At 70.1% G+C, this 13,058-nt stretch carries 15 protein-coding genes; 14 read left to right on the top strand and 1 reads right to left on the bottom strand.

What is annotated here, in order from left to right:
- Positions 1–27: 27 nt before the first annotated feature.
- The 9 genes from OG246_RS04685 (at position 28) to OG246_RS04645 (ending at position 9,432) form a co-directional block, all read left to right on the top strand.
- Positions 28–672 (top strand): NADH-quinone oxidoreductase subunit J, encoded by a 645-nt coding sequence (locus tag OG246_RS04685; protein WP_266463861.1) that lies wholly within the window; start codon positions 28–30, stop codon positions 670–672.
- Positions 672–1,073: an NADH-quinone oxidoreductase subunit NuoK gene (gene nuoK / locus OG246_RS04680; protein ID WP_266456244.1), complete on the top strand. Its 402-nt coding sequence runs from the start codon at positions 672–674 to the stop codon at positions 1,071–1,073. The genes OG246_RS04685 and nuoK overlap by 1 nt, the downstream gene beginning before the upstream one ends.
- Positions 1,070–3,061 carry an NADH-quinone oxidoreductase subunit L gene (locus tag OG246_RS04675; protein WP_266456241.1) on the top strand — a complete coding sequence of 664 codons (1,992 nt, stop codon included), beginning with the start codon at positions 1,070–1,072 and terminating at the stop codon, positions 3,059–3,061. Before nuoK ends, OG246_RS04675 begins: the two co-directional genes overlap by 4 nt.
- Before the next feature lie 6 nt (positions 3,062–3,067).
- A complete protein-coding gene (locus OG246_RS04670) occupies positions 3,068–4,645 on the top strand; it encodes an NADH-quinone oxidoreductase subunit M (protein WP_266456238.1) in 1,578 nt (525 codons plus the stop codon).
- Complete coding sequence (locus tag OG246_RS04665) at positions 4,642–6,156, top strand: NADH-quinone oxidoreductase subunit N (RefSeq protein ID WP_266456235.1); 1,515 nt, start codon at positions 4,642–4,644, stop codon at positions 6,154–6,156. The genes OG246_RS04670 and OG246_RS04665 overlap by 4 nt, the downstream gene beginning before the upstream one ends.
- A gap of 182 nt (positions 6,157–6,338) precedes the next feature.
- On the top strand, positions 6,339–7,202 hold the full coding sequence (gene htpX, locus OG246_RS04660) for a zinc metalloprotease HtpX (protein WP_266456232.1): 864 nt from the start codon (positions 6,339–6,341) through the stop codon (positions 7,200–7,202).
- Positions 7,199–7,591 carry a YccF domain-containing protein gene (locus tag OG246_RS04655; protein WP_266456229.1) on the top strand — a complete coding sequence of 131 codons (393 nt, stop codon included), beginning with the start codon at positions 7,199–7,201 and terminating at the stop codon, positions 7,589–7,591. The genes htpX and OG246_RS04655 overlap by 4 nt, the downstream gene beginning before the upstream one ends.
- 16 nt (positions 7,592–7,607) lie before the next feature.
- Positions 7,608–8,765: a barstar family protein gene (locus OG246_RS04650; RefSeq protein ID WP_266456227.1), complete on the top strand. Its 1,158-nt coding sequence runs from the start codon at positions 7,608–7,610 to the stop codon at positions 8,763–8,765.
- Positions 8,766–8,865: 100 nt separating this feature from the next.
- Positions 8,866–9,432: an SMI1/KNR4 family protein gene (locus OG246_RS04645; protein WP_266456224.1), complete on the top strand. Its 567-nt coding sequence runs from the start codon at positions 8,866–8,868 to the stop codon at positions 9,430–9,432.
- 195 nt (positions 9,433–9,627) lie between these two features.
- On the opposite strand, the gene OG246_RS04640 is transcribed toward OG246_RS04645, so the two are convergent.
- A complete protein-coding gene (locus OG246_RS04640) occupies positions 9,628–10,935 on the bottom strand; it encodes an APC family permease (RefSeq protein ID WP_266456221.1) in 1,308 nt (435 codons plus the stop codon).
- Positions 10,936–11,143: 208 nt separating this feature from the next.
- Between OG246_RS04640 and OG246_RS04635 the strand changes: the two genes are divergently transcribed.
- The 5 genes from OG246_RS04635 to OG246_RS04615 all read left to right on the top strand — a co-directional run bounded on the left by OG246_RS04635 (position 11,144) and on the right by OG246_RS04615 (position 13,058).
- Complete coding sequence (locus OG246_RS04635; protein WP_266456218.1) at positions 11,144–11,410, top strand: GlsB/YeaQ/YmgE family stress response membrane protein; 267 nt, start codon at positions 11,144–11,146, stop codon at positions 11,408–11,410.
- 412 nt (positions 11,411–11,822) lie between these two features.
- On the top strand, positions 11,823–12,200 hold the full coding sequence (locus tag OG246_RS04630; RefSeq protein WP_266456215.1) for a hypothetical protein: 378 nt from the start codon (positions 11,823–11,825) through the stop codon (positions 12,198–12,200).
- A complete protein-coding gene (locus tag OG246_RS04625; RefSeq protein WP_266456208.1) occupies positions 12,197–12,592 on the top strand; it encodes a hypothetical protein in 396 nt (131 codons plus the stop codon). Before OG246_RS04630 ends, OG246_RS04625 begins: the two co-directional genes overlap by 4 nt.
- On the top strand, positions 12,589–12,747 hold the full coding sequence (locus OG246_RS04620) for a hypothetical protein (protein ID WP_266456205.1): 159 nt from the start codon (positions 12,589–12,591) through the stop codon (positions 12,745–12,747). The genes OG246_RS04625 and OG246_RS04620 overlap by 4 nt, the downstream gene beginning before the upstream one ends.
- Positions 12,744–13,058, top strand: coding sequence for a hypothetical protein (locus tag OG246_RS04615; RefSeq protein WP_266456202.1), 315 nt, complete (start codon positions 12,744–12,746; stop codon positions 13,056–13,058). Before OG246_RS04620 ends, OG246_RS04615 begins: the two co-directional genes overlap by 4 nt.

Raw genomic sequence — 13,058 nt, 5'->3', positions numbered from 1 at the left:
GCAGCCACGGTCACGGCGGCGCACGCCATGACCACCGCTACCGCCACCGCCGCCGACAACCACGGCTTCCTCTCCCCGACCGGCGTCGAGATCGCCTTCCTCCTCGTCGGCCTGGTCACCCTCGGCGCCGCGATCGTCACCGTCACCACCAAGCAGCTGGTGCACGCAGCCCTGTGGCTGGTGGTGGCGCTCGGCGGCCTCGCCGTCGAATACCTCCTGCTCACCGCGGAGTTCATCGCCTGGGTGCAGGTCCTCATCTACGTCGGCTCCGTCGTCGTCCTCCTCCTGTTCGGTCTGATGCTCACCAAGGCCCCCATCGGCCGCTCCCCGGACGCCGACTCCGGCAACCGCTGGGCCGCCCTGACCGTGGCCGTCGCCTCCGCGGCCGCCCTGATCTGGGTCGTCGTCGACGCCTTCCGCACGACGTGGATGGATCTGGACGGCGCCGCCGCCGGCTCCACCGAGGTGACCGGCAAGGCCCTCTTCCAGAACTGGGTGCTCCCCTTCGAGGCCCTCTCCGTACTCCTCCTCGCCGCCCTGGTCGGCGCGATCGTCCTCTCCCGCAAGGCGAAGTCGGACACGGCGATCACCACCGGCGCCCCGGCCCCCGGGAGCCTCCCAGCCACCGGGCCCGCCCCGACTCCCCGGAGCGAGAAGGAAGGCACCCGCTGATGCACCTCGCCTATCCCGCCGTGCTCTCCGCCCTCCTCTTCTGCACGGGCCTGTACGGAGTCCTCGCGCGCCGCAACGCGATCCTGGTCCTGATGTCCGTCGAGCTGATGCTCAACGCCGTCAACCTCAACCTCGTCGCCTTCGACGTGTGGCTCAGCAAGACCGCCCAGGACACCCTGCACTCCGGCCAGGCCCTGACCCTGTTCACCATCGCCATCGCCGCCGCCGAGATCGGCATCGGCCTGGCGATCGTCCTCGCCGTCCACCGCAACCGCGGCACCTCGGACATCGACAAGCTCCGCGACACCGCCGAAGGCCCGGACACCGACGGCCCCGACAGCGGCGGAGGCTCCGACGAAGCCACCGTCACGGCAGTCGAGAAGGCTGAGGCCACCGCGTGACCACGACCACCCTCGCCGTCCTCGTCCCCCTCCTTCCCTTCCTGGGCGCCGCGGCCGGCCTTCTCCTCGGCCGCACGGCCCCCGGTTTCGTACGCCCCCTCGCCGTGCTCCCCACTCTCACGGCGCTCGTCCTCGCCGTCCTCGTCGCCGTACGCCAGGGCGGTAACCAGGCCGTCGACGCCGCCACCGAGCTGACACCCACCGGCTCGGTCCCCATCGAACTCGCCCTGCACATCGACGGCTTCGCCGCCCTCGTAGCCGTCCTGGTCGGCCTGGTCGCCTCCTGCGTGCAGATCTACTCGACGGGCTACCTGCGCGACGACCCGCGCTACCCCTCGTACGCCGCCCTCGTCTCCCTCTTCACCTCCGCGATGCTGCTCGTCGTCTACTCCGGCGACCTGATCGTGCTCCTGGTCGGCTGGGAGATCATGGGCATCTGCTCGTACTTCCTGGTCGGCCACTACTGGGAGACCCCCGAGGCCCGCGCCGCCTCGATCAAGGCCTTCCTGGTCACCAAACTCGGCGATGTCCCCTTCCTGATCGGCCTGTTCGCCCTCGCCACCGACGCCGGGTCCTTCCGCATCACCAAGGTCCTCGGCACCGTCGCGAGCGGCGGCCTCGACCATCCGACGCTGATCGCGCTGCTGCTCCTCGCCGGTGTGGCGGGCAAGTCGGCGCAGTTCCCGCTGCACACCTGGCTACCCGACGCGATGGCGGGCCCCACCCCCGTCTCCGCGCTGATCCACGCCGCGACGATGGTCGCCGCCGGTGTCTACTTCGTCGCCCGGCTCCTTCCCGTCTTCCAGGCCTCCTCGGCCGCGATGGTCGTCCTGGCCGTCATGGCCGCCGTCACGATGGCCGGTTCCGGGCTCGCCGCGCTCGCGCAGGACGACATCAAACGCGTTCTCGCCTACTCGACGATCGGTCAACTCGGCTACATGACCGGCGCCCTCGCCGTCGGCGACCGTGGTGCCGCCGTCTTCCACCTCCTGTCCCACGGCGCCTTCAAGGCGCTGCTGTTCCTCGCCGCCGGCGTGATCATCCACGCCTCCGGCACCAACTCGCTCGCCGCCATGTCCCGTATGAAGGACCTGCGCACCCGCGTCCCCGACGCCTACTGGACGATGACCGTGGCGCTGCTCGCACTCACCGCGATCCCGCCGTTCAGCGGCTTCTTCTCCAAGGAAGCCGTCCTCGGCGCCGCCGAGCACGTCGCCACCGGCCACACCGAACACGCCCCCGGCGCCGCGGGCTGGATCGTCCTCGTCGCCGGCCTTGTCAGCGCCGTGCTCACCGCCGCGTACGCCACTCGCCTGTGGCTGCTCGCCTTCCGCGGCCAGGGCGTCGAGGCTCCGGACCACGGCAGGCAGCCGCTCACCATGACGGTCGTGCTGTGGGTGCTCGCCGTCCCGTCGCTCGCCTTCGGTCTGGCGTACGGCCCGCTGCCCGGCTGGTTCGACGGCCGCGACCTGACGCCGGTCCTCACCACCTCCGTCCTCGGCACGGGGCTCGCCCTGGTCGGCGTGATCGTCACCTATGGCGCCTGGAAGCACACCAGCGCGATGGCTGCCCAGATCCCCGTGGGTGCGGTCGCGGCCCATCCCGACGCCGATGCCGGACTGGTCGAGGCCGAGGCGATCGCCAGCCACGCACCCGCCTACGGAGACGTGGCCTACACCCCCGATCCGGCGGACCCGGGCCGATTGCTCCTCGGCCCGCTGCACCGCCACGCGGCCGTCGGCTTCCACCTCGACGCCGTGTACGCGGCGCTGTTCGTCCGCCCGGTCCAGGCCGGAGCCACCCTCGTGCGGTTCCTCGACCGGGAGGTCGTCGACACCTACGTACGCGGTGCGGGCGCCCTGCCCCGCTGGCTCGGCGAGGCCGTCCGGCGTGCCCAGACCGGCAATCTGCAGACCTATGTGAGCGCGCTGCTCGCCGGCACCGTCGTCCTGGTGGTCGCCGCCCTCCTAGTCGCCACGGGAGCGTGAGCAGGCGTGATCGATATCAGTGAATCCGTGATGCAGATCCTTCTGGCATTCATCGTCGTCGGCCCGCTCATCGGCGCGGCGGCGGCTCTTCTGCCGGCCCCGCCCGGGCTGAAGGGGAAGTCGCCCGAGCAGGCCGTGCTGCGGCACGGCGTGACCGTCACCGGCGCGGTCCTCATCGCCGCGATCGTCCTCACGCTCGGCTTCGACCACGACCACCCGTCGAGGATGCAGGCCACGACGGACATCAGCTGGATCCCCGCACTCGACGTGCGGATCCACCTCGGCATCGACGGCATTTCCCTCCCCCTTCTGGTCCTTACCGCGCTGCTGACATTCCTCTGCGCGCTGTACAGCTACTTCAAGATGCCCGCGGGCCCGACCCCGAAGGCATTCGTCGCACTCGTCCTCGTGCTCGAGTCCGGCACCCTCGCCACCTTCGCCGTCCTCGATCTCCTGCTGTTCTTCCTCGCGTTCGAGATGGTGCTCATCCCGATGTACTTCCTCATCGCCCGCTGGGGCGGTGAGCAACGGACCCAGGCCGCTTGGAAGTTCATCCTCTACACACTGCTCGGCTCCGTCGTCATGCTGCTGGGCCTGCTCCTGATCGGAATCAAGTCCGGCACATTCGACATGGTGGCACTCGCCACTGACAACGGCCGGTCGCTGACCACATCCGTGCAGGTCATCGCCGTTTTGGCGATCGGGATCGGGCTCGCGGTCAAGACGCCGATGTGGCCGCTGCACAGCTGGCTGCCGGACGCCCACACCGCCGCGCCCACCGTTGGCTCGGTCCTGCTGGCCGGCGTCCTGCTGAAGATGGGTACGTACGGGTTCGTCCGCATTCTGCTGCCGATCGCACCCGAAGGCATGCGCACCTTCGCCCCGTACCTCGCCGCCTTCGCCGTGGTCGGAATCATCTACGGATCCCTGGCCTGCCTCGCCCTCGCCAAACAGGGCGCGAAGGGCGATCTCAAGCGGCTCATCGCGTACTCGTCGGTCGGCCACATGGGCTTCGTACTGCTCGGCATCGCGACAATGACGCCAACCGGCGTGAACGGCGCGCTGTTCGCCAACATCGCCCACGGCCTCATCACCGGCCTCCTCTTCTTCCTGGTCGGCGCGCTCAAGGACCGCACGGGCACCACCGACCTCGACGCTCTCGCCGAGGAGACCGGCGCCGCCCTCTACGGCAAGGCCCCCCGCTTCGGCGGCCTTCTCGCCTTCGGCGCGGTCGCCTCCCTCGGACTTCCGGGCCTCGCCGGATTCTGGGGCGAGATGCTGGCGCTGTTCGGCGCGTTCAATCCCGCCGACGACCTCAGCCGCCCCGCGTTCCTGACGTTCATGGCGATCGCCGCCTTCGGCACGCTGCTCACCGCCGCGTACATGCTCGTCGTCGTACGCCGCGTCTGCATGGGCGCCGCCCCGCGGCCCGACAGCCCGAAGCTCGCCGACGTCCAGAGCTACGAGTTCGCGGCCTGGGCGCCGCTGGTCGCCCTCACCATCGTCGCCGGACTCTGGCCCAAGGCCCTCCTCGGCCTGACCGACCCGGCCGTACAGCAGCTCCTCGCAGGAGGCACCCGATGAGCGCCTTGGCCGCCCAGTCCGTGGTCCAGTCCGTCGACTGGCTCGCGATCGCGCCGCCCACCATCGCCGCGGTCGTGGGACTCGTCGTGCTCGTGGCCGACCTCTTCCTCGGCGACTCCAAGAAGGCGCTGCTCGGCTGGCTGTCGGTCGCGGGACTCGCCGCGTCCGCGCTCATGCTGCTGCCCCTCCTGGACGGTGACCGTGCCACCTTCTGCCTGACCGGTGACGCGGACGTCTGCAGCTACACGGCCGACCGCTTCACACTCGTCATCCAGCTCCTGGTCCTCGGCGGCGCGCTCCTTACGGCACTGCTCTCGGTCACGGCCCTCAAGGACTCCAACAAGGAACTCCCCGAAGGGGAGTACTGGTTCCTGCTGCTCTCCTCCGCCGCGGGCGCCGCCCTGCTCCCCGCCTCGCGCGACCTGGCGACCCTCATCGTCGCCCTGGAAGTCGCCTCCCTGCCCGCCTTCGCCCTGGTCGGCATCAAGCGCGGCGACAGGAAGTCCTCCGAAGCGGCCCTGAAGTTCTTCCTGTCCTCCGTCACCGCGACCGCCGTGAGCCTGATGGGCGTCAGCTTCGTCTACGCCACGACTGGCACCCTCTACCTCACCGAGATCGCGGACAAGATCCAGCAGGTCGACGGACAGTTCCACACGCTCGCGCAGGCGGGCGTCGCCCTCACCCTCATCGGCTTCGCCTTCAAGACGGCCGCCGTGCCCTTCCACTTCTGGGTGCCCGACACCTACGTAGGGGCGCCTTTGCCGATCGCCGCCTACTTGTCGGTCGTCGGCAAGGCGGTCGGCTTCTCCGGGCTGATCCTCGTCACCGTCGTCGCCTTCCCGTCGTACGCGGACGTCTGGGGCCCGGCGCTCGCCGTACTGGCAGCCCTCACCATGACGGTCGGCAACGTCGGCGCCCTGCGGCAGCAGTCCACGCGCGCGTACAGCGCGGTACGGCTGCTCGCCTGGTCCTCCGTCGGCCAGGCCGGCTACCTCCTGGTGCCGATCGCGGCCGCCGCCTACTCCAAGGACGCCGAAAAGGCCATCGGCTCCACCGTCGCGTACGCCCTGATGTACGCCTCCGTGAACCTCGGCGCCTTCGCGGTGGCCGCCCTCGTCGCCCGTACGAGCCCCCTGAACCGCATCAGCGACTACCGCGGGCTGTACGCGGCGAGCCCTCTGTCGGCGCTGCTCCTCGGCTTCTTCCTGCTCTGCCTCGCGGGCCTGCCGCCGGGCATCATCGGCCTCTTCGCCAAGGTCACCGTCTTCTCGGCGGCGGTCGACGCCGGCCTCGGCTGGCTCGCCGTCGTCATGGCGGTCAACGTGGTGATCGCGCTCTTCTACTACCTCCAGTGGACGACGCTGCTGTTCCGCGCCCCCGAGGGCGAACCCGGCAAACACCGCGTCCCGGCCCCGCTCACGGCGGCGATCGCCCTGACGGCCGTCCTCGGCATCGCCCTCTCGGGAGCACCCCAGTTGGCCCTGCGCTTCTCGGCGACAGGCCTTTTCTGACACCCACTGGGGCACACGCGCGCGTGGACCGTCACCCGGACGGCCCACCCCCGCAGGTGCGCGCACAAGGGAACTAGTGCCTCTCGTCTGGCGTTGACCAGTACGGGAGGGTCCACTGAAGAGTGGAAGCAGAGCATCAGTAGGCAAAGGGTTCCCCTGCCGCACCACTTGGAGGGCGTACCGTGCACCGCCGGCACAACGGGCTCAGGACCGCCGTACTCCTCGGGGGACTGTCCGCACTCATCATCGTCATCGGCAGCTTCTTCGGGCGTACCGGCCTCATCATCGCGCTGTTCATCGCGATCGGCACGAACGCGTACGCGTACTGGAACAGCGACAAACTGGCTCTACGCGCGATGCGCGCGCGCCCGGTGAGCGAATTCGAGGCCCCGGCGCTGTACCGCATGGTCCGCGACCTCTCCACGCAGGCCCGCCAGCCCATGCCGCGCCTGTACATCTCCCCGACGGAGGCACCGAACGCGTTCGCGACGGGCCGCAACCCGCGCAACGCGGCCGTGTGCTGCACCGAAGGCATCCTGCGCATCCTCGACGAGCGCGAGTTGCGCGGGGTCATCGGCCACGAACTGAGCCACGTCTACAACCGGGACATCCTGATCTCGTCGGTCGCCGGAGCCCTCGCCTCCGTGATCATGTTCCTGGTCAACTTCGCCTGGCTGATCCCGATCGGCCGCTCGAACGATGATGACGGACCCGGCATTCTGGGCATGCTGCTGGTTATGATCCTGGGCCCGCTCGCCGCGTCCCTCATCCAGCTCGCCATCAGCCGCTCCAGGGAGTACGAGGCGGACGCGTCCGGCGCCGCGCTCACCGGTGACCCCCTCGCCCTCGCCAGCGCCCTGCGCAAGCTCGACGCGGGCACCAAACAGCTGCCGCTGCCCCCCGAGCCGCGCATCGAGACCGCAAGCCACATGATGATCGCGAACCCCTTCCGCCCCGGACAGGGCATGTCGAAGATGTTCTCCACGCACCCGCCCATGGCGGAGCGCATCGCCCGGCTCGAGAAGATGGCAGGTCGACACCAGTGAAGACAATCCTGAACGTCATTTGGCTCATCCTGAGCGGCTTCTGGCTGTTCCTCGGGTACCTGTTCGCGGGCCTGCTGCTGTGCATCACGATCATCGGCATCCCGTTCGGCATCGCCGCGTTCCGCATCGCCGTCTACGCCCTGTGGCCCTTCGGCTATACGACGGTGGAGAAACCCGACGCGGGCGCACCGTCCTGCATCGGCAACGTCCTGTGGCTGGTGCTCGCGGGCTGGTGGCTCGCCCTCGCCCACATCGTCACCGGCATCGCCCTGTGCCTCACGATCATCGGCATCCCGTTCGGTATCGCCAACTTCAAGCTCATCCCCGTTTCGCTGCTCCCCTTCGGACGCGAAATCGTGCGCACCGACCAGCCGTTCGCGACGCGCTGACGGGGTGGCCCCGGGGGTGGAGCCGCCGAAGTACCTACTGCTGTCCTACGACGCCGAAGCCGAGTTCAAGGGCGAGGACGGGTACGAGGAGACATGGGCGTCGTGCGCGGACGCCGAGGGTCTCTTCGGTGATCCACCCCGTCCCGCGCGAGGGACGTACGAACTGCTCGGCTGCGCCCTGGAGGGCGAGCTGAGTACCGCCCTCACGCGCGCGCGTGCCGAGGGTTCGGCGCCGCTCGGTCTTCTCACCCTGGAAGTCCTGGACAAGACAGGCGAGTTCGTCGTCGAGTGGGAGCTGGACGACGCGCGTGTCATCGACGACCGCCCGTGCGCGCGGGACCTGTCACTCCGCGACATCACCGTGGAGGCGTCGGAGTCGATCGACAACGCGTCCGACTATCCGCACTGCCCACCGCTCTCCCCGGGCTACCGGCTGTCCGGCGCGGAGAACCACCCCTGGGGCACCTGCAAGGACCTGGCACACGTCCGCCACGAAACGCTCGAACCGCTGGAGCCGGCACTGCGGCTGCTCGGCTGCTCCCCGAGCGGAGCCCTGCGCGCGGCGCTGGACGCGGGCGAGGAGGACCTGGGGCACGCCAAGGTGCTGCGCCTCGACGCGCACGGCCGCACCGTCCAGCCGGCCGTCGAGGGCGAACTCACCGCGTGGATCCCGTCGGCACGCGGCCGAGGCCTGGTCGACCTCACCCTCGAACCCTGGTCGGAAAGGCCGCCGACCGCGGCCCCCGAGGTCTGGGACCTGTGGTGGGACGGACGACCGTCCGAGCCCAACCTCTGGGCTCAATGCGGTGCCGAAGGCCGCGAGTTCTGGCTCCGCACCGCTCTCACGAACCGCGCACATGGCGAGCCGGACAGACCGCCCGGCACCACATACCACCTCGACGGCCGCCACATCACCGATGAGCGGGGCTTCTTCTGCGCGATCGGTGAAGCGGTGAACGGGCCAGGCGGATACTTCGGCTGGGCCCTCGGCGCCCTGAACGACTGCCTCCGCGGACGCTGGGGCGCCGAGGGGCCCTTCACTCTCGTCTGGCACGACGCGGACGTCGCCCGCACCTGCCTCGGCGTCACCCCGCACACCGGCTACCGCCCCGCGACCTTCGAGGAACTGCTCGACTTCTTCGCCGAAAGGCACATCGACGTCCGTCTCGCCTGACGGCACGGGACAGTGTCGGACGGCACCGGACAGTGTCGGACGGTGCCGAGGGTTATCCACAGGCTGCCCGATTGTCAGTGCCGCGCTGCATCATGAACCCATGACCGAAATCGAGCAGCTGCTGGAGAAAGTGGCGGAAGAGGCCCGCAACACCCGCCCATGGGGCTGGCCTTCGCTGCCGGAGCCCGTGGACACGGCCGCACTCTCCCGCGCCGAAGCCACCCTCGGCTTCCCGCTGCCCGCGCTGCTCGCCGCGCTCTATGTGCGTATAGGGGACGGCGGATTCGGCCCCGAGTACGGTCTGCTGCCCCTGCTCGAAGGCTCTCCGTCCGGTGAACCTGCCGCCGTGCCGCAGTACCTCGCCAACAGAAAGAGCGGCCGCAAGGACCCCGACTGGCCGTGGCCCGAGGGCGTACTGCCGATATCCCACTGGGGCTGCGGAATGTACGCGTGCGTGGACTGCCAGAGCTTGGACGGCACGGTTCTGTTCTTCGAACCGAACGCGGACGAGGCCGACCACGCCTGGTACGTGGACGCACCCGACCTCGCGACCTGGCTGCGCACATGGCTGGACCGCACCGGTTGGTACGAGGAGTCCCACGACGATACGGACATGGCCCCTTGGCCCGAATTCCGCATACGCACGGCGGCGCCACGGGCCTCATAGCCGTTCGCGGAGCTACGGGCGGCCACGTGCCGTCGCCGTCTCCCGCGGCGTCTTCGGTCACCGCCTCCCGCGGCCGTCTTCCGCCGCGGTCTCCCGCTGGAGGCGACCGCACCTCCGTCAGCCGGGCCCGTACGCCCCACCCCCACACCACCCGCGCCCACCGCAAGGCAGCGCCTCCGTCCCAGCCCGCGGCCGCTACTGCGAAGCGGCTGCCCACCGCCGTACGCCGTACGCCGCCGCCCCCACCGCCAGCACTGCCGCCCCCAACACCACCGAGACCCCCGGCAGCGCGAACGCCAACGTGACGCACCCGATGAGCCCCACCACCGGCGCGACGCGCGACACGGGAGCCGAACTCAACGTCCAGGCCGAGGCGTTCGCCACCGCGTAGTACGCCAGCACACCGAAGGAGGAGAAGCCGATCGCGCCCCGCACATCCACCGTCGCGGCCAGCACGGCGACCACCGCGCCCACGGCCAGCTCCGCCCGGTGCGGCACCTGGAAGCGCGGATGTACGGCGGCCAGGGCGCCCGGCAGATGACGGTCGCGGGCCATGGCCAGCGTCGTCCGCGAAACGCCCAGGATCAGGGCGAGGAGTGAGCCGAGCGCGGCCACGGCCGCACCCACCCGCACCACCGGCACGAGCCCCGGAACACCGGCCGCACGCACCGCGTCGGCCAGTGGCGCCGAGGCGTCCCCGAGCCCACCCGGCCCCAGCACGGAAAGGACAGCCACCGCCACTGCCGCGTACACCACGAGCGCGATGCCCAGAGCCAACGGGATGGCGCGCGGGATGGTGCGCGCAGGATCCCGTACCTCTTCACCGAGCGTCGCGATCCGCGCGTACCCGGCGAACGCGAAGAACAGCAGCCCAGCCGCCTGAAGCACCCCGCCCGCCCCGGCGGAGAGCCTGACGTCCAGCCGCCCGGCGTCGGAGGCGCTCGAGCCGAGGCACACGACGACCACGGAAGCGAGGACCGCGAGGACCACTGCCACGATCGCCCGCGTCAGCCAGGCCGACTTCTGTACGCCGCCGTAGTTCACCGCGGTCAGGGCCACCACGGCCGCGACCGCCACCACGTGCGCCTGCCCCGGCCAGACGTACGCGCCCACGGTGAGCGCCATCGCCGCACAGGAGGCCGTCTTGCCGACGACGAACGACCAGCCCGCCAGGTACCCCCAGAAGTCCCCGAGCCGCTCGCGCCCGTACACGTAGGTGCCGCCCGAGGTGGGATACAGGGCGGCGAGCCGTGCCGAGGACATCGCGTTGCAGTAGGCGACCACGGCGGCGACCGCGAGCCCGAGCAAAAGCCCGGACCCGGCGGCGTGTGCTGCGGGGCCCAGCGCCGCGAAGATCCCGGCGCCGACCATCGACCCGAGACCGATGACCACCGCGTCCCCGACCCCGAGCGTCCGCCGCAGCTCCGCCCCGCCCTGCGAGCCGCCGCCCTCCTGCCCGCCTGAACCTTGCCCACCGGGCTGTGCCGCACCGGACTGTGTCATGTGCCGCACCCTACTGATCAGTGCAACCGAGCAGCGCCAACGAGGCGTCCTCCCCACCAACAACCCACGAACACAAGCGCGACCAGCGGTTTGAAGGCCTTCAAGCTCCTTCAATCTCCTTCAAGTCATCACGGCATCAAGGCATGAGCACAGCCTGGCCGGAGCAGGTGCACAGCGCAGGCACAGTGCGGAGAGGCAGGTTCAGGGCATGGGCATCATCAGCTGGATCATTCTGGGGCTGTTGGCCGGAGCCATCGCCAAATTCCTGCTGCCGGGCCGCGACCCGGGCGGCTTCATCGGAACGACCGTCATCGGTGTCGCGGGCGCCTTCATAGGCGGCTGGGTATCCGCGCGCTGGCTGGACCACCCCATCACCAAGCAGTTCTACGACGGCGCCACCTGGGCCGCAGCGATCGGTGGGTCGCTCGTCCTGCTGGTCCTCTACCGCATCCTGTTCGGCGACTCGCGCCGCTGAGCGCGTACCCCCGAAGCCGCAGCCAGCAGGCGAGAAGGGTGGGCACCCCAGGATCCCGGGTGCCCACCCTTCCTCGTACGCGCAACGAACCGACCACTGCCGCCGGATGACGAGGCAGCCGCTGCCGCTGGTTGGCGCAGCACGGGCTACCGGTAGTTCACGTACCGCCCGCCTGATCCTCTGACCTGCACGTGACCCCTAGAAGGGGGGTTGACGTGCGGAAACTACTGCCAGTATTTGCCACTGTTGCACAGCGTTATCCAGGGTCTTGTGCCCTGAGTGTGCCCTCGCGTGGGCGCGATCCTCCGTGACTCCGCTCGTCTGCCTCGCGCAGACAGAGCGGCGCCGCCCGGTGCTACGAACACCGAACGGCGCCTTGATCCGAATCCTTCTCGATCAAGGAGTCAGACCCGTGACGAACCGTACCGTCACCCTCGCCACGCTCGACCACGGCGAGATCACCATCCCCGAACCGGCCTGGTGCATCGGCCACCCCAACCACAGGCCCGACGACCACCGCGCCGACATCCTCCACAGCGGCCCCGACACCGTCCTCGCCTTCCGCGGCCGGCACATCACCGACGCGAGCCTCGTGCAGTCGCCGTTCTCAACGGCCGAGATCCCGGAGTTGTGCAGCAGCACCCCCGGTGTGTCTGTGTCCGTCCTCGGCCTGACTCTGGACCCCGTCGGCCTGTACGAGCTCGCGGCCGCGCTTGAGACGTACGCCGACCAACTGCGCAACCTCGCCGACCAGCTGGACACGTTCCTCGCCGGGGGTGATGAGCGGTGAGTGAGCTGTCTCGTGAGCTGCGCCAAGTCCTGGTGCGCCACCTCGTCGACGCGGGCAGGAACGCGACGGAGATCGCTGCTGAGCTGGGGATCTCCCGTCACACCGCGCGCAGGGACATGGAGACGGTTGTGACCGAGATGGTCACAACTGCGGCGCCCGATGCGCCTGCGGATGAGCGCCCCGTGAGCGCCGACCCGCGGCCCGGTCCCGAGGGCGTGACCTTGCCGCCGAGCGATCAGCTGGGGAAGGATCTGCGGCTCCTCGCCGCCTCGTACAAGGGGCAGCCAGAGGACGTCGCGCGGTTCGCGATCCACCAGGCTGCGGAGGCTGTGCGCGCCCGCATGACGGCCCGCTTCGCCGCCGCCGACGCGCAGCACGAGGTGCGGTCATGAGGTGGATCCTCCTCGGCGCGCTCCTCGGTCTGCTCCTGGTGCTCTGCCCGGCGCTCGTCGTCACCCTCGCCTCGCAGCCCATCGTCGTCGCCTTCGTGCTCGGCCTCGCTGCCCGCCCCCGTATCGCCCGGAGCATGCGGAGGTGGGCGCCGTGACCGAGCCCGTACAAAGACAGCAGATCGGCTACGACCTCGCGGGCAACCCCATGTACGCGGCGCCCGCACCGACGACCCCGGCCCCGGTCGCTCAAGCGCCGTTGCAGCCGCTCAAGGCGTACCCGTGGGGCGCGTACGTCGGCGCCGGCTGCTTCGGCCTGCTCGCCCTGGTCGTCGTCGGCTTCGTGATCGTGGCCATCCTGATCGGCTTCTCCATCGCTCTGGTGGTGCTGGCCATCGGCGTGGTCGCCCTGACGATCTGCGTCGTCGTCCTGCGCTCGATGTGGCGCGACTACCAGCGAGGCCGCTGA

The sequence above is a fragment of the Streptomyces sp. NBC_00620 genome, assembly GCF_026341825.1.
GTDB lineage: Bacteria > Actinomycetota > Actinomycetes > Streptomycetales > Streptomycetaceae > Streptomyces.
Note: the sequence above shows the minus strand (reverse complement) of the source record. Positions and strands in the feature narration are given on the sequence as shown.

Excerpts from the sequence above, each read along its gene's own strand:
- OG246_RS04685 (WP_266463861.1), top strand. The coding sequence starts at position 28 with ATGACCACCGCTACCGCCACCGCCGCCGACAACCACGGCTTCCTCTCC.
- nuoK (WP_266456244.1), top strand. The coding sequence starts at position 672 with ATGCACCTCGCCTATCCCGCCGTGCTCTCCGCCCTCCTCTTCTGCACG.
- OG246_RS04665 (WP_266456235.1), top strand. The coding sequence starts at position 4,642 with ATGAGCGCCTTGGCCGCCCAGTCCGTGGTCCAGTCCGTCGACTGGCTC.
- OG246_RS04645 (WP_266456224.1), top strand. The coding sequence starts at position 8,866 with ATGACCGAAATCGAGCAGCTGCTGGAGAAAGTGGCGGAAGAGGCCCGC.
- OG246_RS04640 (WP_266456221.1), bottom strand. The coding sequence starts at position 10,935 with ATGACACAGTCCGGTGCGGCACAGCCCGGTGGGCAAGGTTCAGGCGGG.
- OG246_RS04635 (WP_266456218.1), top strand. The coding sequence starts at position 11,144 with ATGGGCATCATCAGCTGGATCATTCTGGGGCTGTTGGCCGGAGCCATC.
- OG246_RS04620 (WP_266456205.1), top strand. The coding sequence starts at position 12,589 with ATGAGGTGGATCCTCCTCGGCGCGCTCCTCGGTCTGCTCCTGGTGCTC.